General features: G+C 68.9%; 17 protein-coding genes, 1 rRNA gene and 1 pseudogene. 3 read left to right on the top strand and 16 right to left on the bottom strand.

Annotated features, from left to right (window positions below):
- Window positions 1-15 precede the first annotated feature (15 nt).
- The 3 genes from ET989_RS05000 to gltX form a co-directional block, all read right to left on the bottom strand.
- The gene (locus ET989_RS05000) at window positions 16-936 is read right to left on the bottom strand and encodes a sucrase ferredoxin (RefSeq protein WP_165490033.1); all 921 of its coding nucleotides are present in this window, start codon (window positions 934-936) and stop codon (window positions 16-18) included.
- A 65-nt stretch (window positions 937-1001) separates the two neighbouring features.
- Complete coding sequence (locus ET989_RS05005) at window positions 1002-1742, bottom strand: decaprenylphospho-beta-D-erythro-pentofuranosid-2-ulose 2-reductase (protein ID WP_131167453.1); 741 nt, start codon at window positions 1740-1742, stop codon at window positions 1002-1004.
- Window positions 1739-3124, bottom strand: coding sequence for a glutamate--tRNA ligase (gene gltX / locus ET989_RS05010; RefSeq protein ID WP_241656215.1), 1386 nt, complete (start codon window positions 3122-3124; stop codon window positions 1739-1741). The genes ET989_RS05005 and gltX overlap by 4 nt, the downstream gene beginning before the upstream one ends.
- A gap of 165 nt (window positions 3125-3289) precedes the next feature.
- Here gltX and ET989_RS15935 point away from each other — a divergent pair.
- A pseudogene (locus ET989_RS15935) lies at window positions 3290-3565 on the top strand (SDR family NAD(P)-dependent oxidoreductase); the annotation flags it as partial.
- A gap of 33 nt (window positions 3566-3598) precedes the next feature.
- On the opposite strand, the gene ET989_RS05020 reads toward ET989_RS15935, so the two are convergent.
- The 10 genes from ET989_RS05020 to ET989_RS05065 all read right to left on the bottom strand — a co-directional run bounded on the left by ET989_RS05020 (window position 3599) and on the right by ET989_RS05065 (window position 20275).
- Window positions 3599-4099 carry a flavin reductase gene (locus tag ET989_RS05020; RefSeq protein WP_131167455.1) on the bottom strand — a complete coding sequence of 167 codons (501 nt, stop codon included), beginning with the start codon at window positions 4097-4099 and terminating at the stop codon, window positions 3599-3601.
- Window positions 4100-4418: 319 nt separating this feature from the next.
- Window positions 4419-5612: an elongation factor Tu gene (tuf, locus tag ET989_RS05025; protein WP_131167456.1), complete on the bottom strand. Its 1194-nt coding sequence runs from the start codon at window positions 5610-5612 to the stop codon at window positions 4419-4421.
- A gap of 262 nt (window positions 5613-5874) precedes the next feature.
- Entirely contained in the window at window positions 5875-7992 is a 2118-nt protein-coding gene (gene fusA, locus ET989_RS05030; protein WP_131167457.1) for an elongation factor G, read from the bottom strand.
- 94 nt (window positions 7993-8086) lie between these two features.
- Window positions 8087-8557: a 30S ribosomal protein S7 gene (rpsG, locus tag ET989_RS05035; RefSeq protein ID WP_131167458.1), complete on the bottom strand. Its 471-nt coding sequence runs from the start codon at window positions 8555-8557 to the stop codon at window positions 8087-8089.
- Window positions 8557-8928, bottom strand: a complete 372-nt coding sequence (gene rpsL, locus ET989_RS05040) for a 30S ribosomal protein S12 (RefSeq protein ID WP_131167459.1) — start codon at window positions 8926-8928, stop codon at window positions 8557-8559. The genes rpsG and rpsL overlap by 1 nt, the downstream gene beginning before the upstream one ends.
- 448 nt (window positions 8929-9376) lie before the next feature.
- A complete protein-coding gene (locus tag ET989_RS05045) occupies window positions 9377-13258 on the bottom strand; it encodes a DNA-directed RNA polymerase subunit beta' (protein WP_131167460.1) in 3882 nt (1293 codons plus the stop codon).
- 158 nt (window positions 13259-13416) lie between these two features.
- Entirely contained in the window at window positions 13417-16890 is a 3474-nt protein-coding gene (gene rpoB / locus ET989_RS05050) for a DNA-directed RNA polymerase subunit beta (RefSeq protein ID WP_131167461.1), read from the bottom strand.
- A gap of 254 nt (window positions 16891-17144) precedes the next feature.
- A complete protein-coding gene (locus ET989_RS05055; RefSeq protein WP_131167462.1) occupies window positions 17145-18872 on the bottom strand; it encodes a carbohydrate-binding domain-containing protein in 1728 nt (575 codons plus the stop codon).
- 45 nt (window positions 18873-18917) lie between these two features.
- A complete protein-coding gene (locus ET989_RS05060; protein ID WP_131167463.1) occupies window positions 18918-19676 on the bottom strand; it encodes a polyphosphate polymerase domain-containing protein in 759 nt (252 codons plus the stop codon).
- The gene (locus ET989_RS05065) at window positions 19673-20275 is read right to left on the bottom strand and encodes a DUF4956 domain-containing protein (RefSeq protein WP_131167464.1); all 603 of its coding nucleotides are present in this window, start codon (window positions 20273-20275) and stop codon (window positions 19673-19675) included. The genes ET989_RS05060 and ET989_RS05065 overlap by 4 nt, the downstream gene beginning before the upstream one ends.
- Window positions 20276-20479: 204 nt before the next feature.
- On the opposite strand from ET989_RS05065, the gene ET989_RS05070 reads away from it, so the two are divergent.
- Complete coding sequence (locus tag ET989_RS05070; protein WP_131167465.1) at window positions 20480-21430, top strand: phosphodiester glycosidase family protein; 951 nt, start codon at window positions 20480-20482, stop codon at window positions 21428-21430.
- 142 nt (window positions 21431-21572) lie between these two features.
- Window positions 21573-21884, top strand: coding sequence for a GtrA family protein (locus ET989_RS15440; RefSeq protein WP_131167466.1), 312 nt, complete (start codon window positions 21573-21575; stop codon window positions 21882-21884).
- 73 nt (window positions 21885-21957) lie between these two features.
- Here ET989_RS15440 and rplL read toward each other — a convergent pair whose 3' ends face one another.
- From rplL to rrf, 3 genes are all read right to left on the bottom strand, one after another.
- A complete protein-coding gene (rplL, locus tag ET989_RS05080) occupies window positions 21958-22353 on the bottom strand; it encodes a 50S ribosomal protein L7/L12 (protein ID WP_131167467.1) in 396 nt (131 codons plus the stop codon).
- A gap of 19 nt (window positions 22354-22372) precedes the next feature.
- Window positions 22373-23023: a 50S ribosomal protein L10 gene (gene rplJ / locus ET989_RS05085; protein WP_131167468.1), complete on the bottom strand. Its 651-nt coding sequence runs from the start codon at window positions 23021-23023 to the stop codon at window positions 22373-22375.
- A 263-nt stretch (window positions 23024-23286) separates the two neighbouring features.
- Window positions 23287-23379: ribosomal RNA gene (gene rrf, locus ET989_RS05090) — 5S ribosomal RNA — on the bottom strand; the annotation flags it as partial.

The following is a 23379-nucleotide window of genomic DNA, read 5'->3' on the forward strand; positions in this document are numbered from 1 at the left end:
TTGACGGGCTCGGGCTCAGCCGGTTACGCCCGTCGGTGTGACCGTCCAGGTCACCGCGGGCTTGGCCGCCTTGCCGCACGACTCGGGCAGGGCGGCGCCTTCCTGCCGGGTGGCCGCGAGGTCCCACGTGCGCCCGTCGACGTGCTGGACGGTGAGGGCGTCGGCGCCCCCGAGCACGGTGAGGACGGCCGGGTCGGTCTCTCCCTCGTGCGCGCGCACCCAACTCACCGCGGCCTGGTGCGCGGGCGGCAGGTGGCTTACGCCACGGTCATGGCGCTCCGACAGCGTCCCGACGGCGAAGGCACCGGACGCCGCGGCGTCCAGCACGTGGGTGGCCAGGTCGGCGTCCAAGCGGGCGAGCATCTGGCCGAGCGGCAGGACGATGCCGGTCGGGGCGAAGCGGTGGCCGCCGGTGTGCGAGCACTCCCAGACCTGGCCTGGGCGCTCCGCGGCCAGCGCCAGGGCGACGGGGCGTCCCTTGAGCGCGCAGCACACGTCCCGCCTGGAGTTGGCACAGACCAGCAGCACCGGGGCGTGCGAGGGCTTGAGCCAGCCGCAAGCCGCCAGGACGGCGTCCGGGCCGCCCGCGGCCAGGTCGCCCCACGGCAGGTCGGCCAGGGCGGCGGGGTCGAGGGCCACGCCGGTCAGCAGCCACGGGCGTCCGGCCAGGCCGCCGGCCACGAACACGCGGCGGGACTGGAACGAGGCGTCCGCGTGGCGGCCGGGGGCGCGGATCAGCAGCACGCGCCCGCCGGCCTCGGACGCCGCGGCGCCGAGGCGGGCGCCCAGGTCGGGGTCCAGGTGCGACTCGGTGAGCGCGTCACGCCCCCACGGGCCCGACTGCTCGACGGCGACCCAGAAACGCGTCTGTGTTGCGGTCCCCCACGCGGGCAGCGCGTCCCACTGGGTGGAGCACGCGGTGGCGTTGTCCTTCATCGGCCGGTTCATTGCCCCCGACCCTACTCCGTTTGAAGGAGCGCGCCGAGGAGCTCAGGGCGGTGTCAGCGCGGCATCCGCCGCCACACCGGGCGCGGCACGAACGGCGCCACGGAGAACATTGCCCGCAGCTGCCATGGGATCCACAGCACCGACGCCCCGGGCTTGCCGAGGCGCTGGACGACCGCGTCGGCGACCTCGTCGGGTGTGGAGCTGAACGGGGCCGGCTCCATGCCCTCCGTCATGCGCCCGACCACGAACCCGGGCCGCGCGATGACCAGGTCCACGCCGCTGCCGTGCAGCGCGTCGGCCAGGCCGGACGCGAACCCGTCCAGGCCGGCCTTCGCCGAGCCGTACACGTAGTTGGCGCGCCGCACCCGGACGCCGGCGACCGAGCTGAACGCCACGATGCGGCCGCTGCCCCGCCCTCGCATCATGTCGGCGAGCACCGTCAGCAGGGACGCCTGCGCCACGAAGTCGGTGTGCAGGATGCGGACGACCTCGCCCTCGTCGCGTTCGGCGCGCTCCTGGTCGCCCAGGATGCCGAACGCCAGGACGGCGGTGTCGATGGCCCCGAAGCGCTCCTCGATCTCGGCGACGACCGCACGATGGCGGGCCGTGTCGTCCGCGTCGAAGCCGACGACCTCGACGCAGGCACCCCTCGCGGCCACACGCTCGGCCGCGGCGCCGGCGTCCGACCCCGGCCGGACGGCCAGCACGACCACGGACGCGGTGGGCGCGAGCCGTTCCGCGATGGCCACCCCAATCTCGGAGCGGCCGCCGAAGACGACGACCGTGCCGCTCACAGCTGGGCGCGCAGGGCGCGGAGCCGCGCCAGCGACGAGTCGCGGCCCAAGATCTCCATCGATTCGAACAGCGGCGGCGAGACGCGGGAGCCGGTCACGCCCACCCGAGCGGGCCCGAACGCGAACTTCGGCTTCATGCCCAGCTCGTCGACCAGGCGCTGCCGGAGGACGGCCTGGATCGTGTCGGCGTCCCACGCGGGGGCGGCCTCGAGGGCCGACAGCGACGCGTCGAGGATCTCGTCCGCGTTCTCGGGCAGCTTCGCGACCGAGTAGGCGTCGAAGGCCAGCTCGGCGTCCGGGGTGAGCAGGAACTGCACCTTCTCCAGCGCCTCCGACAGCAGCACGAGCCGCTCCTGGATGAGCGGGGTCGCGGCGCGCAGGGTCTCGACGTGGGCCTCGGGCACCTCGACACCGGTGAACCGCAGGTGCTCGACGATGCGCTTGGCGAGCTCGGCCGGGGCCAGGGAGCGGATGTAGTGGCCGTTGAGCCAGTTGAGCTTGTCCAGGTCGAAGACCGGGCCGACGGTGTTGACCTTGGCCCAGTCGAACTGGGCGACGAAGTCATCGAACGACTGAACCTCGCCCTCGTCGTCGCCGGCGTAACCGAGCAGCTGCAGGAAGTTCACCAGCGCCTCGGGCAGGTAGCCCTGCTCGCGGAACCACAGCAGCCGGGCCGCCGGGTTCTTGCGCTTGGAGATCTTCGACTTGTCGGTGTTGCGCAGCAGCGGCATGTGCGCGAACGCGGGCACGTCCCAGCCCAGCCAGCGGTAGAGCAGCACGTGCTTGGGGGTGGAGCTGATCCACTCCTCACCGCGGACGACGTGGGTGATGCCCATCAGGTGGTCGTCGACCACGACGGCCAGGTGATAGGTGGGGAACCCGTCCGTCTTCAGGATCACCTGGTCGTCGGGCACCGGCGCAGCCACCTCGCCCCGGATGAGGTCGGTGAAGGTGGTGTCGACGTCGTCGGGGATGAACATGCGCACCACCGGCGTCTCGCTGAACCCGGGCAGCGCGGCCCGCTCCTCGCGTGTCTTCCCGTGGCAGAGCCGGTCGTAGCCGGTGTTGGCCTGCTTGGACGCCTGCTGCTGGGCGCGCATCTCGGCCAGGCGCTCGGGGCTGCACCAGCAGTGGTAGGCGTGGCCGGACCCGATGAGCTCATCGACGAACGGCTGGTAGGTCTCCAGGCGCTCCGACTGGCGGTACGGGGCGCTGGGGCCGCCGACGTCGGGCCCCTCGTCCCAGACGAGGTCGAGCCACCGCAGCGTCTCGAAGATCTGCTGCTCGGAGTCGGCCACATAGCGGGCGCGGTCGGTGTCCTCGATGCGGAGCACGAACTCGCCCTTCGTGCGGCGCGCCCAGGCGAGGTTGAACAGCGACATGTAGGCCGTCCCGACGTGTGGGTCACCGGTCGGGGACGGCGCCACGCGCAGGCGGGCTGGCAGGAGTTCGGCATCAGTCATGGTGCCGCCCAGACTATCGTTTTGCCCGTGACCTCCCGACTCGCGCCGTTCCCCCTCCCCGACCTCTCCGGGCGCTCCGCGCTGGTGACCGGTGGCTCCAGCGGCATCGGTCTCGAGGCTGCCCGCGCTCTGGCCGCGGCCGGGGCGTCGGTGGTCGTGACATCGCGGACGCAGGCACGGGCCGCGGACGCCGCCGCCGACGTGGGCGCCCGCCCCGAGGTGCTCGACACGTCCTCGCGGTCCTCGGTGGACGCCCTGGCCGAGCGCTGGGGCGGGGCACCGGTGGACATCCTCGTGCTCAACGCCGGCATCGCCCCGCCCCGGCGCCGCACCGACAGCGTGGACGGCCACGAACTGACTCTGGCCACGAACGCGGGTGCCCGAGGAGTGGGACTAGGACCCGGCAGCCCGGTACCGACCGCGTTCGCGCACCAGGGGCGTCCCCTCGACGAGGTGGACGTGCTCGATCACGCCCACGACCTCCCGCGACCACCCGAGCTCGCGGGTCGACTCCAGGCGGACGCCCGCCCACGAGCGGCCGGGAAGCACCGGCCCCCAGTCCGTGTCGTCGAAGCCCGCCCTGAACAGCCCGCCGGGCGCGGGGGCCAAGCCGGCGAACGCTTCGGCCAGACCGCGGTCGCCCTCCTGCAAGAGCACGACGGTGAAGCGGTCCTCCAGGGCGTCCGCGAGGTCGGAGTCGGGGTCGATGAGCCCGACCACCCGGGCGTCCTCCCCCAGCGCCACGAGCAGCGAGGTGACCGTGAGGCCGACGCGTCTCGCCCCTGTCCCGGCCAGCCACAGCGTTACGCTGGCCGAGAGCCGGCCCCGCAGGCGGCGCGCGGCGTCCCGCTGTTCCGCTGGTGTCTCGAACGGGTGCGCGGAGTGGATCGTCACTCCGTCACCCTAATGGCTGCCAAAGGACGCCGAAGGGGCACCGGGTGATCCCGGTGCCCGGTGCGATTAGGGTCGCGCGACACTCAGGCGCGAGCGGCCCCGGCGCCGTCGGCGCGGACGGCGCCGGGGCCACCGACCTTGTTGAGGGCCCAGCCCAGGATGATGAGCGTGAGGCCGATGCCGATGGCGAACAGCGAGGCGCGCAGGAACAGGTGATGCGCTCGTCAGCCAGCTGCGAGGTGATGACACCCCAGGTAGTGAAAGTCGAAGGGCCCGCATCCGTCGAGGATGCGGGCCCGTCGAGGCGTGGGTCAGATCGTCACTTGATGATCTTGGTCACATTGCCGGCGCCAACGGTGCGGCCACCCTCGCGGATCGCGAACTTGAGGGCCTCCTCCATGGCGATCGGCTTGTTGAGGTGCACGGTCATGGCGGTGTTGTCGCCGGGCATGACCATCTCGGTGCCCTCGGGCAGCTGGACAACGCCGGTCACGTCCGTGGTACGGAAGTAGAACTGCGGGCTGTAGTTGGAGAAGAACGGCTTGTGACGGCCACCCTCCTCCTTGTTCAGGATGTAGACCTGGGCCTCAAAGTCGGTGTGCGGCGTGACCGAACCCGGCTTGCAGACGACCATGCCGCGCTCGACATCGTCCTTCTTGGTGCCGCGGAGCAGCAGGCCGACGTTCTCGCCCGCGCGACCCTCGTCGAGGATCTTGCGGAACATCTCGACACCGGTGACGGTCGAGCTCTGCTTGGCCTCGCGGATGCCGATGATCTCGACCGTCTCGCCGGTGCGGACGATGCCGCGCTCGATACGGCCGGTGATGACGGTGCCACGACCGGTGATCGTGAAGACGTCCTCAACGGGCATCAGGAACGGCTTTTCGGTGTCGCGCTCGGGCTGCGGGATGTACTCGTCCACCGCGTCCATGAGCTCGAGGATCGACTTGCCCCACTTCTCGTCGCCGTTCAGCGCCGGGAAAGCGGCGACGTGGACGATCGGCAGGTTGTCACCGTCGAACTCCTGGGCCGAGAGCAGCTCGCGCAGCTCCATCTCGACGAGCTCGATGAGCTCCTCGTCGTCGACCATGTCGCACTTGTTCAGGGCGACGACGATCGCCGGCACGCCGACCTGGCGGGCGAGCAGGATGTGCTCGCGGGTCTGCGCCATGGGGCCGTCGGTGGCGGCGACCACGAGGATCGCACCGTCCATCTGGGCCGCGCCGGTGATCATGTTCTTGACGTAGTCAGCGTGACCGGGGCAGTCGACGTGCGCGTAGTGGCGCTTCTCGGTCTGGTACTCGACGTGCGAGATCGAGATCGTGATGCCGCGCTGGCGCTCCTCGGGAGCCTTGTCGATCTGGTCGAAGGCCGACACAGCGTTCAGGTCCGGGTAAGCGTCGTGGAGCACCTTCGTAATCGCCGCCGTGAGCGTGGTCTTGCCGTGGTCGACGTGCCCGATGGTGCCGATGTTGCAGTGCGGCTTGGTCCGCTCAAACTTGGCCTTTGCCACTTGGGCTCCTCCTGGGATCTTCCGCCACGCGTTCGCGGGGCGTGCTTTTCGCCTCGCAGGTTGCGAGGCAAGTTCTGGGGTGCGCCGCCCGGGCAGGGAGCCCACGCGACAACCTTGCCAATCCTATCGTTGTCGGGCCCATCGTCAAACTCGGGCCTCGCCGGGACAACCGCCCCCGCCCCCGGCGTCCGGGGCGGCACGGACGCCGCGGGCCCCGCAACCGTAGGGTTGCGGGGCCCGCGGATGTCACAGGGGACGGGCGTCACTCGTTCCCGCCGCCGCGACCCTTCTCGATGATCTCCTCGGCCACCGACTTCGGCACCTCACCGTAGGAGTGGAACTCCATGGAGTAGGACGCCTGACCGGAGGTCTTGGATCGCAGGTCGCCGACGTAGCCGAACATCTCCGACAGCGGGACGAGGGCGCGGACGATCTGGTTGCCGTGCGCCTCCTCCATGCCCTGGACGTGGCCACGGCGGGAGTTGATGTCGCCGATCACGGTGCCCAGGTAGTCGTCGGGGGTGGTGACCTCGACGGCCATCAGCGGCTCGAGCAGGGCCGGGTCGGCCTTGCGGGCGGCCTCCTTGAAGACCATCGAACCGGCGATCTTGAACGCCAGTTCGGAGGAGTCGACGTCGTGGTAGGCGCCATCGAGCAGCGTCACCTTGATGTCCTCCACCGGGTAGCCGGCCAGCGGGCCGAAGGCCATGGCCTCCTGGATGCCCTGGTCCACGGCCGGGATGTACTCGCGCGGGATGCGGCCACCGGTGACACCGTTGACGAACTCGTAGCCCGCGCCGGCCTCCTGCGGCTCCAGCGCGATGATGACCTTGCCGTACTGGCCCGAGCCACCCGACTGCTTCTTGTGGGTGTACTCCACCTTCTCCACCGGGCGGCGCAGGGTCTCACGGTAGGCGACCTGCGGCTTGCCGATGTTGGCCTCGACCTTGAACTCGCGGCGCATGCGGTCGATCAGCACTTCGAGGTGCAGCTCGCCCATGCCGGCGATGATCGTCTGGCCCGTCTCCTCGTCGGTGTGGACGCGGAAGGTCGGGTCCTCCTCGGCGAGGCGCTGGATGGCCATGCCGAGCTTCTCCTGGTCCGACTTGGTCTTCGGCTCGATCGCCTGCTCGATGACGGGGTTCGGGAACTCCATCGACTCGAGGATGATCGGGCTGCCGGGCTCGCAGAGGGTTTCACCGGTGGTGGTGTCCTTCAGACCCATGACCGCGCAGATCATGCCGGCGCCGATCTCGTCGATCTCCTGACGCTTGTTGGCGTGCATCTGGTAGATCTTGCCGATCCGCTCCTTCTTGCCCTTCGTCGCGTTCAGCACCTGCATGCCGGACTTCAGCACGCCGGAGTAGATGCGGACGTAGGTGAGGCGACCCAGGTGCGGGTCAGCGGCGATCTTGAACGCGAGCAGCGACAGCGGCTCGTCGTTGTTGGGCTTGCGCTCGAGGTGGACGCTCTCGTCACCGGGCTTGAAGCCGTCGATGGCGGGGACGTCCAGCGGGGAGGGCAGGTAGTCGATGACCGCGTCGAGCATGGGCTGAACGCCCTTGTTCTTGAACGAGGTGCCACAGACCACGGCGGTGAACTTCGAGGCGAGCACGCCGCGACGGATGGCCGCCTTGATGGTCGGGACGTCGATCTCCTCGCCGGAGTCCTCGGCCAGCAGCCAGGTCTCGGCGAACTCGTCGTCGTGGTCGGCGAGGGTCTGGATGAGCTCCTCCCGGGCCGCGGCGGCCTTGTCGGCCAGGTCGGCCGGGATCTCCTCGACGGTGTAGTCCTCACCGATCTTGGTCTCGCCGCGCCACATGAGGGCGCGCATGCCGACGAGGTCGACGACGCCCTGGAAGTCCGCCTCGGAGCCGATGGGCAGCTGGATGACAGCCGCCACGGCGTTCAGGCGCTCACGGATGGTCTTGACGACGAAGTCGAAGGACGCACCGGTGCGGTCGAGCTTGTTGACGTAGCAGATGCGCGGGACGCCGTACTTGTTGGCCTGGCGCCACACGGTCTGGCTCTGCGGCTCGACACCGGCGACGCCGTCGAACACGGTCACGGCGCCGTCGAGGACGCGCAGCGAACGCTCCACCTCGACGGTGAAGTCCACGTGGCCGGGGGTGTCGATGATGTTGATCAGGTGGTCGCGCCAGAAGCACGTCGTCGCGGCGGACGTGATGGTGATGCCGCGCTCCTGCTCCTGCTCCATCCAGTCCATGGTCGCCGAGCCCTCGTGGGTCTCACCGATCTTGTAGTTGATGCCGGTGTAGAACAGGATGCGCTCGGTCGTGGTGGTCTTGCCCGCGTCGATGTGGGCCATGATGCCGATGTTGCGGACCTTGGCCAGGTCTGTCTTGATGTCGATGGCCACGGTTGTGTCCCCTCTGGTTACGTGTTGTTCGTGTGCGAGCCGTGACAGGCATGAAGCTCTCCCCCGCCTCGCGGCGGGAGAGAGCTTCAGGAGATCACCAGCGGTAGTGCGCGAAGGCGCGGTTGGCCTCGGCCATCTTGTGGGTGTCCTCGCGCTTCTTGACGCTCGCGCCCAGGCCGTTGGAGGCGTCCAGGAGCTCGTTCATGAGGCGCTCGGTCATGGTCTTCTCACGACGCTGGCGCGAGTAGCTCACGAGCCAGCGCATCGCCAGGGTGGTGGAACGGGCCGGCTTGACCTCGACCGGGACCTGGTAGGTCGCGCCACCGACGCGGCGGGACTTGACCTCCACCGCGGGGCGGATGTTGTCGAGGGCCTTCTTCAGAGTCTGCACCGGATCGACGCCCGACTTGGCCCGGGTGCCCTCGAGCGCGCCGTAGACGATGTTCTGTGCAGTGGTCTTCTTGCCGTCGAGCAGGATCTTGCTCACCAGCTGGGAGACCAGCGGCGAGCCGTAGACGGGGTCGACGACGATCGGCCGCTTCGGGGCCGGTCCCTTGCGAGGCATTACTTCTCCTTCTTCGCGCCGTAGCGGCTGCGGGCCTGCTTGCGGTTCTTGACACCCTGGGTGTCGAGGGAGCCGCGGATGATCTTGTACCGAACGCCCGGCAGGTCCTTCACACGACCGCCACGCACGAGCACCATCGAGTGCTCCTGCAAGTTGTGGCCCACACCGGGGATGTACGCGGTCACCTCGACACCGGAGGAGAGGCGGACACGCGCGACCTTGCGGAGCGCCGAGTTCGGCTTCTTCGGGGTCGTGGTGTAGACACGCGTGCACACGCCACGGCGCTGGGGCGAGCCCTTGAGTGCGGGGGTGTTGCTGGACGACTTCTTGTCAGTGCGGCCCTTGCGGACCAACTGCTGGATTGTGGGCACCGGCTGGTAATCCTTCGTTCGAGTTTGTTGGCGCCCTCACGGGCGTCAAGCGCTTGTGCACGGCGGTCGGTGTCGGGAGCTCAGCAGGCTCCCCGGGCATCGGCCTTCGCGGGGTTTCGTGCCGGCCGGCCACACCCTCGCGGGACGGCCACGGATGGCACGGGTGCTCGGTCACCCGAACACAACGACAAAGACTAGTGGTTAGACCCTGGGGCGGTCAAAGTGCGACCGTGGATGCCCCGGGCCATGACTAGCCGAAGAACGTTGGGTCCACCCTACCGCGTCCGGCCCCCTGCCCCAATTCGACTCCCGCAACGCGCCGCCACGCGTGCGACGGATCTGGCTGCGCCTTTGCGCGCCCTGGCGGTGAACCCGTCACTCAGACATGCAACACGGGCCCCGCAACACTTGCTGCAGGGCCCGTGGCAATTCGGCTCAGCCGATGGGGTCAGCTGAAGTCGCCCAGGTCGAACTCGTCGCTCGGCATGACCGGCGAGGTGCCGGCGATGTCGTAGTCGTACGGGTCGTAGCTGAGGTCGTACGCCGCAGCGCGGGCCTCGGCGGTCGGCTCCACCCGGATGTTGCGGTACCGCTCCAGACCGGTACCCGCCGGGATCAGCTTGCCCAGGATGACGTTCTCCTTGAGGCCGACCAGGGAGTCCGACTTGGCCTGGATCGCCGCGTCGGTGAGCACCTTGGTCGTCTCCTGGAAGGACGCCGCCGACAGCCACGATTCGGTGGCCAGCGACGCCTTGGTGATGCCCATGAGCACCGGACGCCCCTGGGCCGGGGTGCGGCCCTCGGTGATCGCCTTGCGGTTCTCCGACTCGAACAGCGCACGGTCGACCAGGTCGCCCGGCAGGATGTTCGTGTCGCCCGACTCGATGACGGTCACGCGGCGCAGCATCTGGCGGATGATGATCTCGATGTGCTTGTCGTGGATCGGAGCGCCCTGCGTCCGGTACACGGCCTGCACCTCGTCCACCAGGTGCTCCTGGACACGACGGAGTCCGTTGACGCGCAGGATGTCCTGCGGGTCGAGGGTGCCCGCCCAGAGCTGCTGGCCGGCCTCGACGCGGTCGCCGTCACCGATCGAGTGGCGGACCATGTTGGCGTCCTCCCACTCGAGACGGACACGACGCGGCAGCGGGTACTCGAGGTCCTCCTCGCCGTCGTCACGGACCAGGACGAGCTTGCGGGTGCGCTCGCCCTCCTCCATGCGCAGACGGCCGGCAGCCTCGGCGATCGGGGCCTTGCCCTTGGGCGTCCGGGCCTCGAAGAGCTCGCCGACTCGCGGCAGGCCCTGCGTGATGTCGTCGCCGGCCACACCACCGGTGTGGAAGGTACGCATCGTCAGCTGGGTGCCGGGCTCGCCGATGGACTGCGCCGCGACGATGCCGACGGCCTCGCCCACGTCGACGAGCTTGCCGGACGCGAGCGAACGGCCATAGCACATCGCGCAGGTGCCCAAGGCCGACTCACAGGTCAGCACGGAGCGGACCTTGACCTCGGTCACCCCGGCCTCGATGAGGGCGGTGATCTCGACGTCGCCGAGGTCGATGCCCGCGCCGAGCAGCAGCTCGCCCTTGGCGCCGGTCACGTCGGACGCCAGCGTGCGGGCGTACACCGAGGTCTCGACGTTGAACGCCGGGCCCACCTTGCCGTCGCGGCCGGTGGCCACGATGACCTTGGTGAGGCCGCGCTCGGTGCCGCAGTCCTCCTCGCGGATGATGACGTCCTGGGACACGTCGACCAGGCGACGGGTCAGGTAGCCCGAGTCGGCGGTACGGAGCGCCGTGTCGGCCTGGCCCTTGCGGCCACCGTGCGTCGAGATGAAGTACTCCAGAACGGAGAGGCCCTCGCGGAAGTTCGACTTGATCGGACGCGCGATGATCTCGCCCTTGGGGTTGGCCACCAGGCCACGCATGGCGGCGATCTGGCGCATCTGGGTCATGTTCCCTCGGGCGCCGGAGTTCACCATCATGAAGATGGGGTTCTCGGAGGTGAAGTTCTCCTCCATCGCCTGCGTGAGCTCGGCAGTGGCGTCGGTCCACAGCTGGACGAGCTCCTGCTGGCGCTCCTCCTCGGTGACCTTGCCGCGCTCGAACTGGCGGGTGATCTTCGTGGCGCGCGCGTCGTAGGCGGCCAGGATCTCCGGCTTGGAGGCCGGGGTCTGGATGTCCGAGATCGACACGGTGACGCCCGAGCGGGTCGCCCAGCGGAAGCCGATGTCCTTGAGGCGATCCAGCGTGCGGGCCACCTCGACCTTGTGGTAGCGCTCGGCGAGGTCGTTGACGATCTGGCCCAGCTGCTTCTTGCCCACGCTGTTGTTCACGTAGGGGTAGTCGGTCGGGAGCGCCTCGTTGAACAGTGCGCGACCGAGGGTCGTGTCCAGCATGTAGCTGCCATCCTCGCGGACCTCGACGCCGACCGGCGGCTTGAGCCCGGAGATGCGGATCACGATCTTGGTGTTGACGTTGATCTCGCCGCGGTCGAACGCCATGTAGGCCTCGTCCTTGCTGGTGAACACGCGCCCCTCGCCGGGCTGCCCGTCGCGGGCGGTGGTGAGGAAGTAGTGGCCGATGATCATGTCCTGCGTCGGCAGGGTGACCGGGCGGCCGTCAGCCGGCTTGAGGATGTTGTTCGTCGACAGCATCAGGATGCGCGCCTCGGCCTGCGCCTCGGCGGACAGCGGCAGGTGCACGGCCATCTGGTCGCCGTCGAAGTCGGCGTTGAAGGCGGTGCAGACCAGCGGGTGCAGCTGGATTGCCTTGCCCTCGATCAGCTGCGGCTCGAACGCCTGGATGCCGAGGCGGTGCAGGGTCGGTGCACGGTTCAGCAGGACCGGGTGCTCCTGAATGACCTCTTCGAGGACGTCCCACACCACCGGGCGCTGGCGCTCCACCATGCGCTTGGCCGACTTGATGTTCTGGGCGAGGTTGAGGTCGTCCAGACGCTTCATGACGAACGGCTTGAAGAGCTCGAGAGCCATGGTCTTCGGCAGGCCGCACTGGTGCAGCTTGAGCTGCGGGCCGACGACGATGACCGAACGGCCCGAGTAGTCGACGCGCTTGCCGAGCAAGTTCTGGCGGAACCGGCCCTGCTTGCCCTTGAGCATGTCCGAGATCGACTTCAGCGGACGGTTGCCCGGCCCGGTGACCGGGCGCCCACGGCGTCCGTTGTCGAACAGGGAGTCCACGGCCTCCTGCAGCATGCGCTTCTCGTTGTTCACGATGATCTCGGGGGCACCGAGGTCCAGCAGGCGCTTGAGGCGGTTGTTGCGGTTGATCACGCGGCGGTACAGGTCGTTGAGGTCGGAGGTCGCGAAGCGGCCACCGTCCAGCTGCACCATCGGGCGCAGGTCCGGCGGGATGACCGGGACGGCGTCCAGCACCATGCCCACGGGGCTGTTGGTGGTGGTCAGGAACGCCGAGACGACCTTGAGGCGCTTGAGCGCGCGGGTCTTGCGCTGCCCCTTGCCGGTCGCGATGGTCTCGCGGAGGCGCTCCGACTCCGACTGGAGGTCGAAATCGGAGAGACGACGCTTGATCGCCTCGGCGCCCATGAAGCCCTCGAAGTACTTGCCGAAGCGACTCTTCATCTCGCGGTAGAGGATCTCGTCGCCCTCGAGGTCCTGGACCTTGAGGCCCTTGAAGCGGGCCCACACGGCGTCGAGGCGGTCCAGCTCGCGCTGGGCGCGGTCGCGGGTCATCTTGACCTCGCGCTCGCCCATGTCCTTGACGCGCTTCTTCTGGTCGGCCTTGGCACCCTCGGCCTCCAGGGCCGCGAGGTCCTCCTCGATCTTCTGCAGACGCGCCTCGATGTCGGCGTTCATGCGGGTGGTGATCTGCTTGCGTTCGACCTCCACCTTGCCCTCGAGCGAGGTCAGGTCGCGGTGACGGGCGTCCTCGTCGACGGAGGTGATCATGTACGCGGCGAAGTAGATGACCTTCTCCAGGTCCTTCGGCGCGACGTCGAGCAGGTAGCCCAGACGGCTCGGGACACCCTTGAAGTACCAGATGTGCGTGACCGGTGCGGCCAGCTCGATGTGGCCCATGCGCTCGCGGCGCACGTTGGAGCGGGTGACCTCGACGCCACAGCGCTCGCAGATGATGCCCTTGAAGCGCACCCGCTTGTACTTGCCGCAGTAGCACTCCCAGTCCCGGGTGGGGCCGAAGATCTTCTCGCAGAACAGACCGTCGCGCTCGGGCTTGAGCGTGCGGTAGTTGATCGTCTCAGGCTTCTTGACCTCGCCGTGGCTCCACTCGCGGATCTGGTCCGCGGTGGCCAGCCCGATGCGCAACTCGTCGTAGAAGTTGACGTCCAGCACGTTTCTTCCTTCTCTCCCCTGCCGGGGGATTTTGTTCAGACCAGTGGCCGCTGGCCCGGACGGACCCGCTCGAGGCGCCTCGCGCGGGGGGTGCAGGGTTCAGTTCCCTGCTGGTTGGGCGGACGCCGAGGGTGCACCCCGGCGTCCGCTTGCGTTGCTCAGACCTCTTCGATGTCGGCGAACGAGTCGGCACCGGGGCGGCGCGACAGGTCGATCCCGAACTCGTCCGCGCGGTGGTAGTCGTCCTCGGAGTCCTTCAGCTCGACAACCGTGCCGTCGGAGCTCAGCACCTCCACGTTCAGGCAGAGGGACTTCATCTCCTTGACCAGGACCTTGAACGACTCGGGGATGCCGGGCTCGGGGATGTTCTCGCCCTTGACGATCGCCTCGTAGACCTTCACGCGGCCGGGGACGTCGTCGGACTTGATGGTGAGGAGCTCCTGCAGCGCCCAGGCGGCGCCGTAGGCCTCCATCGCCCACACCTCCATCTCACCGAAGCGCTGGCCACCGAACTGCGCCTTACCACCCAGCGGCTGCTGCGTGATCATCGAGTACGGGCCGGTCGAACGGGCGTGGATCTTGTCGTCGACCAAGTGGTGCAGCTTCAGCATGTAGATGTAGCCGACGCCCACACGCTCCGGGTACGGCTCGCCGGAGCGGCCGTCGAAGAGCTGCGCCTTGCCACCGGCGTCGACCATCTTGAGGCCGTCGCGCTGGGGCAGTCCGTTCTCGAGCAGACCGGCGATCTCCTCCTCGTTGGCGCCGTCGAACACCGGCGTGGCCACGTTCGACTGCGGCTCGACGCGGCCGAGGCCGACGTCCTTGAGGCGGTTGGCCCACGGCTCGTCCACGCCCTCGATGTCCCAGCCGCTGTGCGCGATCCAGCCGAGGTGCGTCTCCAGCACCTGGCCGACGTTCATGCGGCTCGGCACGCCGAGCGGGTTCAGGACGATGTCGACCGGCGTCCCGTCCTCGAGGAACGGCATGTCCTCGACGGGGAGGATCTTCGAGATGACGCCCTTGTTGCCGTGGCGTCCGGCGAGCTTGTCGCCGTCGGAGATCTTGCGCTTCTGGGCGACGTAGACGCGCACCAGCTGGTTGACGCCCGGGGGCAGCTCGTCGCCTTCGTCGCGGTCGAAGACGCGGACGCCGATGACGGTGCCGGTCTCGCCGTGCGGCACCTTCATCGAGGTGTCGCGGACCTCACGGGCCTTCTCGCCGAAGATGGCGCGCAGCAGGCGCTCCTCGGGAGTCAGCTCGGTCTCACCCTTCGGGGTGACCTTGCCGACGAGGATGTCGCCCGTGCCCACCTCGGCGCCGATGCGGACGATGCCGCGCTCGTCGAGGTCGGCGAGCATGTCGTCGCCGATGTTGGGGATGTCGCGCGTGATCTCCTCGGGGCCCAGCTTGGTGTCGCGGGCGTCGATCTCGTGCTCCTCGATGTGGATCGAGGTGAGGATGTCGTCCTGGACGAGGCGCTGGCTGAGGATGATGGCGTCCTCGTAGTTATGGCCCTCCCACGGCATGAACGCCACGAGCAGGTTCCGCCCCAGAGCCATCTCGCCGTTGTCGGTGCAGGCGCCGTCGGCGAGCGGGGTGCCCACCTCGACGCGGTCGCCGTCGGCCACCAGCGGACGCTGGTTGATGCAGGTCGTCTGGTTGGACCGGACGAACTTCGCCATGCGGTAGCTCGTCTGGGTGCCGTCGTCGTTCATCACGTCGATGATGTCGCCGGACACGGAGGTGACCACGCCGGCCTTGTTGGCCACGGTGACCTCGCCCGCGTCGACCGCGCCGCGGTACTCCATGCCGGTGCCCACGTAGGGGGCCTCGTTGCGAAGCAGCGGGACGGCCTGACGCTGCATGTTGGCGCCCATCAGCGCACGCGACGCGTCGTCGTGCTCGAGGAACGGGATCAGGGCCGTCGCGACCGACACCATCTGGCGCGGGGAGACGTCCATGTAGTGCACGTCGGCGGCCGGGACCTCGGCCGCGTCGCCGTCCTTGACACGGACGAGCACGCGCTCCTCGGTGAAGCGACCCTGGTCGTCGAGCTGCGCGTTGGCCTGCGCGACGATGTAGCGGTCCTCCTCGTCGGCGGTGAGGTAGTCGATCTGGTCGGTGACGTGACCGTCCTCAACCTTGCGGTACGGCGTCTCGATGAAACCGAACGCGTTCACACGAGCGAAGGACGCCAGCGAGCCGATCAGGCCGATGTTCGGGCCTTCCGGGGTCTCGATGGGGCACATGCGGCCGTAGTGCGACGGGTGGACGTCACGGACCTCCATGCCGGCGCGGTCGCGGGACAGACCACCGGGGCCGAGCGCCGAGAGGCGACGCTTGTGCGTCAGGCCGGCCAGCGGGTTGTTCTGGTCCATGAACTGCGACAGCTGCGAGGTGCCGAAGAACTCCTTCAGCGCCGCCACAACGGGGCGGATGTTGATCAGCGTCTGCGGCGTGATCGCCTCGATGTCCTGCGTCGTCATGCGGTCGCGCACGGTGCGCTCGAGGCGGCCCAGGCCGATGCGCAGCTGGTTCTGGATCAGCTCACCCACGGTGCGGAGGCGACGGTTGCCGAAGTGGTCGATGTCGTCGGTCTCGACCGGCAGTCCGTTCAGGGTCTCCTTGCCCTCGTGCAGCGCCACGACGTAGCGGATGGAAGCGACGATGTCTTCCATCGTCAGCACCTGCTGGTCGAACGGCTGCGACAGGGCCAGCTTCTTGTTGATCTTGTAGCGACCGACCTTCGCGGTGTCGTACCGCTTCGGGTTGAAGTAGTAGTTGTCCAGCATCGCCTGCGCGGCCTCGCGCGTCGGCGGCTCGCCCGGGCGCAGCTTGCGGTAGATGTCGAGGAGGGCCTCGTCGGTGTTGGCGGTGTTGTCCTTCTCCAGGGTGAGCCGGATGGACTCGTACTCGCCGAACTCCTCGAGGATCTGCTCGTTCGTCCAGCCCAGCGCCTTCAGCAGAACAGTGACGTTCTGCTTGCGCTTGCGGTCGAGGCGGACGCCGACCATGTCGCGCTTGTCGACCTCGAACTCCAGCCACGCGCCGCGGGACGGGATGATCTTGCAGCTGAAGATGTCCTTGTCGGACGTCTTGTCGGGGGTCTGCTCGAAGTAGACACCCGGGCTGCGGACGAGCTGGCTGACGACGACGCGCTCGGTGCCGTTGATGACGAAGGTGCCCTTGTCGGTCATGAGCGGGAAGTCACCCATGAAGACGGTCTGGGACTTGATCTCGCCGGTCTCGTTGTTCACGAACTCGGCGGTGACGAAGAGGGGGGCGCCGTACGTGACGTCGCGGTCCTTGCACTCCTCGACCGTGTACTTCGGCTCCTCGAAACGGTGGTCGCGGAAGCTCAGCGACATCGTCTCGGAGAGGTCCTCGATCGGGGAGATCTCCTCGAAGATCTCCTCCAGACCGGACTTGGTGTTGATGTCGGTGCGTCCGGCCTCCAGGGCATCCGCGACGCGCCGGCGCCACACGTCGTTGCCGACGAGCCAGTCGAACGAGTCGACCTGCAGATCAAGGAGGTTGGGGACTTCCATGGGCTCATGGATCTTCGCGAACGAGATCCGGCCAACACTGGAAACGACGTTGGTGTTCTTCGACGCAGTGCGCGAGACGGCCAAGACTATGGTCCTTCCAATAGAACCCGAGCTGTGAGGTTCTTTGCATGCGAAACGCCCCGCGTCAAATCGTCACGGGTCGTCAAATGGGGCAAAGCCTTACATTAGCTCGCCTCAGGGCATGGCGCAACACGTGTTGCACATCAAGCGCCAACCGCCACGCTGCGGGGGCACTGCCGGACGTCCCAGAGCATAGGCCGGTCCGGCGTCGTGCACACGCAACGTGGCGGTACCCGTTGTCAGGCGGGGTGGGCAGGTCAACGGCCGGGCGGTCTGCCGCCCATGCTGCCGCCCGTCGCCTGGCCCGCAGTGACGCTCGTGGACGTGCTGTCGACGGAGATGGAGTAGCTGGAGCCGGACTTCACCTGCGGCGAGGAGTAGACGAGGTTGGCGAAGCCCTTCTCGACGGTGAACTCGTACAGCACCGTGGATCCCGACGTCACCTGCACGGTCTGGCCGGCTGACGCCGAGGTGGCGCTCTGCAGCCAGCCCTGCGAGGAGTCGGCGTCCGGGGTCTCGGCCATGCCCGAGGAGCCCGCTGCCAGCAGGGTGCCGCCCGAGATCGTGAATGTGCCGTTCACGTCCAGCGCGCCGTTGCCGTTGCTGGTCGGTCCCCAGACGACGATGGTGCCGCCCGTGATCTCGGCGTCGCCGTTGGAGTCGAAGCCGTCGCCGCCCGCGTGCAGGACGGTGGTGCCGCCGCTGACGACCACACCGCCGTCGATGGCCTGCATGCCGCCACCACGGCCGCCCGCGCTCGCGGTGTCGGCGGAGACGTTCAGGCCGTCGTCGGAGCTGGTGACGTCGATCTCGCCGCCGCTGATGAGGATGTCAGTGCCCTCGAGGCCCTCGTAGGAGCGCTCGACGGTGACCGATCCGCCTGCGATGGAGAGGCTCTCCCCCGCATGGACGCCATCGTCGCCCGTGCTCAGGGCGAGCGTCCCGTCGGTGATCGAGACCACCGAGTCGGAGTGGATCGCGTCGTCGGCCGAGTCAAGCGTGACGGTCCCGCCACCGATGACGACGTTGGAGCCCGCCTTGAGGCCCTTGGCGGAGGCGTCCGCGGCCAGCTGGGTGCCGGCGCCGCCGCCGGTGGCTCCGGTGATCGTGCCGCCGGAGACCAGGACGTCGGTCGTGGCGACGAGGCCGTCCCCGCCTGCGGCGAGGGTGATGGTCCCGTCGCTGACGGAGATCCAGCCCTGGTCGGCGTCCGTGTCGTTGTCGGCCTTCAGAGCGTCCCCGCCGGCGGTCACGTCCAGCGTGCCGCCGGTCACCGCGATGTGGTCCTTGCCCCGGATGCCGTCGTCGGCGGCGTCCACGGTGATCGTGCCGCCACTGATGACGAGGCCGTCCTTGGAGGCGATGCCGTCCAGGCTGGGCGCGGTGACCGTCAGGGAGCCGTTGCCGCCGATCGTGAGGTCCGTCATCGAGAAGAGGGCGGCGTTGGGGGCGTCCTCGCTGGTCGTGTCCGCGAAGGTGGCCGCGCTCGTGAGCTCGTTGGACGCCCCGTCGGCGAGGACGACGATCGCCTCGTCCGCCTGCGTGACCGCCAGGGCCGCGCCGGTGCCGGACGTGATGCTGGCGCCGTCGAGCACGAGCTGCACGTCACCGTCGGCGGCGGAGTCCACGACGACCTGTCCGGCCAGCTCGCCCGAGAGCACGTAGGTGCCCGGGGCCGTGATGGTCACCGTGTTGGCCGAGACGGTCACCCCGTCGCCGGAGACCGTGGCCGAGGCCCCCGTCAGGGTCACGGTGGTCGCGGACGCCGCGTCGTAGCTGGTGGGTCCGGCCTGGGGCGCGGCGTTCTCCCCCGTGGCCTGCGCCACGGTGATCGCGGCCGTCCCGCCCGCGACGGAGATGGATGTGGAGGTCCCGGCCGAGGTGAGGCCGTTGGTCTGGCCGAGTGCGGTGCAGCCGGTGAGGACGCCCGCGACGGCGAGCGCGGCGATGGACGTCAGGATCCTGGTGGGCTTGGCGTTGTTCATGGTGTCTTCCTTCTCTGGTTCGTGGATGTTCGTTGAGGTGCTGGATCAGGCCGCGTGGGCGGCCAGGAGGCGGTGCCAGCGGTTGCGAGGCAGGTCCGGCTGGAGCTGGGCGAGCCCAACGGCGTACTTCGACAGCGGCTGCGGCCGGTGCCCCGCCTGCCAGAGGAGGCGGTCGAGGGCGCTGGGCGCGGCACCCGACTTGGTCTCCAGCACGACGTGGCCGGTCCAGGTCTGGGCCTGGTCGTCGGTGGGCGTGGTCCAGGTGAGGCCGCTGTCCACGGTCGCCCGGGCGTCGCCACCGGGCATCAGGAGCGTCACACGGCGGTAGCGCGTCCGCAGGGTGGGGACGAGGGAGGAGACGTCGACGTGGATGCCGGCGCCGCGCAACTGGGACGCGACGTACCCCCGTCCCTCCGTGTACCCCACCACGGACGCCGAGCCACCGGCCCACGGCGTCCGCTGCTTCACGGTCTGGGTGCGCCGACGGGTCTTGACCTCGAGGAAGCTGGTGTTCGACGCGACGTAGGTACGGGTGCGCACCTTCCAGCGCAGGCGGCGGCGGTGGGCACTCGTGAGGTAGGCGTCCAGCCCCGGCGTGTCCAGGTAGGTGGAGCGGTAGAGGGGCGACAGCTCCCCCGCGACGTCGACGACACGGGTCCCGGCGGGGAGGCCGACCAGGATGGCTTCTGCGTCCGCGACGGTGAGCACGTACTTGCGGTCGACCCGCGTCTGCAGCGAGGCGGTCTCGTTGAGCTCATCGAGGGTGACCGTGGCCAGCCCGGCCACGGCGTCCGCGGCGCTCATCGGGCCGACTCCAGGACGCGCGCCGCCTCGGACGCCTCGGCGGAGGTCTGCGACCGGTCGCGGCGGAACCGGACGTCGACCGTGGTGGTGTCGTTGACAAGGTCGAGCTTCACGACCTGGACGCCGAGCACCCGGGCTCCGAGCTGGTTCTCCAGCCGGGCGGTGAGCACCGCCGAATCACTGACGGCGCGGTCCAGCACGACGACCTGGCGCTCGTGCCCGCCGAGGAGGCGCGGGTGGTCCGCGACCCACAGGGTGGCCACGACCAGCGCCATGAGGACGGCCGAGGTGACCGGGTCGCTGCCCAGTCCGCCGATGAGGCCGATCGCGAGGGCGGCGAAGTAGTAGGCGACCTCGTGCTGGGCCAGCTCGTCGGAGCGGAGGCGGATGATCGACAGGACGCCGAACAGGCCAAGGCCCAGGCCGGCGCCAACGGACGAGGAGACCAGCACCGAGCTGACGGCCATGACACCCAGATTGACGCCCAGCAACGCGACGAAGAGGTCGCGACGGTGGTGGCGCGGGAAGTACGTCCCGGCGACGAGCGCCAGGATGGCGACCAGGTCAATGGCCAGGTGGATCAGGATCGTGGTGGTCATGAGGGCTCCTCGGTGGCTGCGGATTGCTACGTCCTCCATTGACCACCCCCTGGCTGTGTGGTTCCTGTGACGGGCTCCTCGGCCCCCTGTGTGCTTGTCCGCGGCCGTCGACGCGTGCCGTGGGAAGGCCCTCGGACGTGCTCACCGCCCGCGGAGAGGCCGTCCACAGCACGGGCACAGACGGCGTCTGTAGACCTGTGACCCATGGACGACATCACCACCCTGCAGCAGCGCCCGCGGTTCAGCCGGCGCGGGTTCATCGGCGGCGCGGCCGCCCTCGTCATGACCGGCGGCGGCACCGCCGCGTGGGCCCTGGACCGCTTCGTCGTCGAGCACGCCGAGGTGACGGACACCTCCGCCCTGTGGAGCTCGACGACCACCTCGAGCAGCAGCTCGTCGGGCACGGTCAACGGCACCATCTGGAGCAGCGACGCAGGCACGATCTCCATCACGGCGCACACCAGCGGCAGCGGCAGTTCTGCGTCGGCGTGGTACGTGGCGGACCTGCAGCTCGCGGACGCCTCGTACCTGCGCACCGCGTTCGCCGAGGACACCTACGGCGAGAACATCATCGAGTACCCCTCGGTGATGGCGTCGGACAACAAGGCGATCTGGGCGCTGAACGGCGACTACTACGGGTTCCGCGACACCGGGATCGTGGTGCGCAACGGCGTGGCGTTCCGGGACGCCGGCGTGCGGCAGGGCCTGGCGCTGTTCTCCGACGGACGGCTCGCGCTCTACGACGAGACCACGACCACCGCGGCGGTGCTCGTGTCGCAGGGTGTGTGGCAGACCTGGTCGTTCGGACCCGGTCTGGTGGACGACGGCAGGGCCCTGTCCGGGCTGGACTCGGTCGAAGTGGACACCAACCCCGGCAACCACTCCATCCAGGGCAACCAGCCCCGGACCGGCTTCGGCATGATCGAGCCGAACCACTTCGTGGGGATCGCCTTCGACGGCCGCAGCAGCGGCTACAGCCAGGGCGTCTCCCTGACCGCGTTCGCGGACCTGTTCGTGGACCTCGGCGCGCAGGTGGCGTACAACCTGGACGGCGGCGGCAGCACCGACATGGTGTTCAACGACGCCCTGGTCAACAAGCCGCTGGGCACCGGCAAGGAGCGCGGCACCTCCGACATCCTGTATGTGGCGCGCTGAGCCATGATCGTCCTGATCCCGGCCTACGAGCCCGACCTCCGCCTCGCCGCCCTCATCCGCCACCTGGGCGACGCCCTGCCCCACGCCCGCGTGCTCGTCGTCGACGACGGCTCAGGACCGGACTACGACGGGGTCTTCGACGTTGCCGCGGAGGCCGGGGCGTCCGTCGTGCGGCACGCGCGCAACCACGGCAACGGTCGTCTTCCGTCACACCGGAGACGGAAGACGCGCAGTCCTGCGCTACGCCTACCTCGCGGCGGTGATCCTCACGATCAACGTGGTGGCCATGGACGCTCTCGTCATCGGCGTCGGGGTCCCGCTCCTGCTCGCGAAGGTCGTGGTCGAGGGCGTTCTGTTCCTCCTGAGCTACGCGGCGCAGCACCACCTCGTCTTTCCCGCGGGACGCGTCCGGGCGGCTCGCGAGCCTGCGCTCCCTGCTCGCACGAGCGTCTAAGACGCAGAAGGGCCCGCGGCACGTGCCGCGGGCCCTTCGTGTACAGCGTGGGGTCGACGAGTCGACCCTGGCGTCACTTGACGGTGACGGTGGCGCCGGCAGCCTCGAGCTGCTCCTTGGCCTTGGCAGCCGCGTCGCGCGCGACCTTCTCCAGGATCGCCTTCGGGGCGGCCTCGACGAGGTCCTTGGCCTCCTTGAGACCGAGGGACGTGAGGGCGCGCACCTCCTTGATGACCTGGATCTTCTTGTCGCCGGCCGACTCGAGGATGACGTCGACCTCAGAGGCCTCCTCCTCCTCGGCGGCGGCCTCGCCACCACCGGCACCGGCCGGGGCAGCGGCGGCGACGGCCACGGGGGCGGCCGCGGTGACGCCGAAGGCGTCCTCGAACTGCTTCACGAACTCGGAGAGCTCGATCAGGGTCATCTCCTTGAAGGCCTCAAGGAGCTCGTCGTTGGTGAGCTTCGCCATGTCTGTGGCTTCCTTTCAATTACTCCGCGGACTCGGCCGCAGTGTCGTCTGCCTCGGCAGCGGGCGCTGCCTCGGGTGCCGAGGCAGCCTCGGCGGTGTCGGGCTTCTGGTCTTCGGTGGGAGCGGCCTGGCCGGCACCACCGATGAGGGACGGGTTCTCCCCCGCCGCAGCCTCCAGCGCGCCCAGGACGCGAGCGGCCTGGGAGAGCGGAGCGGCGATGAGGTAGACGGCCTTGCTCAGGTTGGCCTGCATGGCCCCCGCGAGCTTGGCCAGAAGGACCTCGCGCGACTCAAGGTCGGCGAGCTTCTTGACCTCGTTGGCGTCGAGGACGCGACCGTCCATGACACCACCCTTGATGACCAGAAGCGGGTTGTCCTTCGCGAAGTCGCGCAGACCCTTCGCAACGGTGGCAACGTCACCGTTGATGAAGGCGATCGCCGTCGGGCCGGTGAGCTGCTCGTCGAGCCCCTCGATTCCGGCTTCCTTGGCAGCGATCTGGGTCAGAGTGTTCTTCGCGACGGCGTACGTGGCGTCCTCACCGAGAGCGCGGCGCAGGGCCTTGATGCTCTTGACGGTGAGACCGCGGTACTCGGTCAGCACAGTGGCGTTCGACGCGCTGAAAGCTTCCTTCAGCTCCTCGACCGCGGCTGCCTTGTCCGGCCTCGCCATGGGTCTCCTTCCCACTTCTTGTAGTCAGGCCCAAGACATGGAAAGACCCCGGGCGCAAGCGCACGGGGCAAACGCTGTGAACAGCGATTCGATCGTGACACCTGCGCGGGATTTGCACTCACCCGAGGGCGAGACACCAGCGGTCTTCGGCTTCAGCGACCAGTCTAGGGCAACCGGCCCGGCCGGCCAAATCGGAAGGTCGGGGAAATGAAAGAAGGCCCGAACCTGGGGTTCGGGCCTTCTTGTTCACCCTGTTGGGGTGTGTTCGGCGGTGTCCTACTCTCCCACACCCCCTCGGGTGCAGTACCATCGGCGCTGCAAGGCTTAGCTTCCGGGTTCGGAATGGGACCGGGCGT

The organism is Propioniciclava sinopodophylli (assembly GCF_004324755.1).
Classification (GTDB): Bacteria; Actinomycetota; Actinomycetes; order Propionibacteriales; family Propionibacteriaceae; genus Propioniciclava; species Propioniciclava sinopodophylli.

Excerpts from the sequence above, each read along its gene's own strand:
- ET989_RS05000 (WP_165490033.1), bottom strand. The coding sequence starts at position 936 with ATGAAGGACAACGCCACCGCGTGCTCCACCCAGTGGGACGCGCTGCCC.
- ET989_RS05060 (WP_131167463.1), bottom strand. The coding sequence starts at position 19,676 with ATGAGCGCCGCGGACGCCGTGGCCGGGCTGGCCACGGTCACCCTCGAT.
- rpsG (WP_131167458.1), bottom strand. The coding sequence starts at position 8,557 with ATGCCTCGCAAGGGACCGGCCCCGAAGCGGCCGATCGTCGTCGACCCC.
- gltX (WP_241656215.1), bottom strand. The coding sequence starts at position 3,124 with ATGTCGCTGTTCAACCTCGCCTGGGCGCGCCGCACGAAGGGCGAGTTC.
- rplJ (WP_131167468.1), bottom strand. The coding sequence starts at position 23,023 with ATGGCGAGGCCGGACAAGGCAGCCGCGGTCGAGGAGCTGAAGGAAGCT.
- ET989_RS05065 (WP_131167464.1), bottom strand. The coding sequence starts at position 20,275 with ATGACCACCACGATCCTGATCCACCTGGCCATTGACCTGGTCGCCATC.
- rplL (WP_131167467.1), bottom strand. The coding sequence starts at position 22,353 with ATGGCGAAGCTCACCAACGACGAGCTCCTTGAGGCCTTCAAGGAGATG.
- ET989_RS05070 (WP_131167465.1), top strand. The coding sequence starts at position 20,480 with ATGGACGACATCACCACCCTGCAGCAGCGCCCGCGGTTCAGCCGGCGC.
- ET989_RS05055 (WP_131167462.1), bottom strand. The coding sequence starts at position 18,872 with ATGAACAACGCCAAGCCCACCAGGATCCTGACGTCCATCGCCGCGCTC.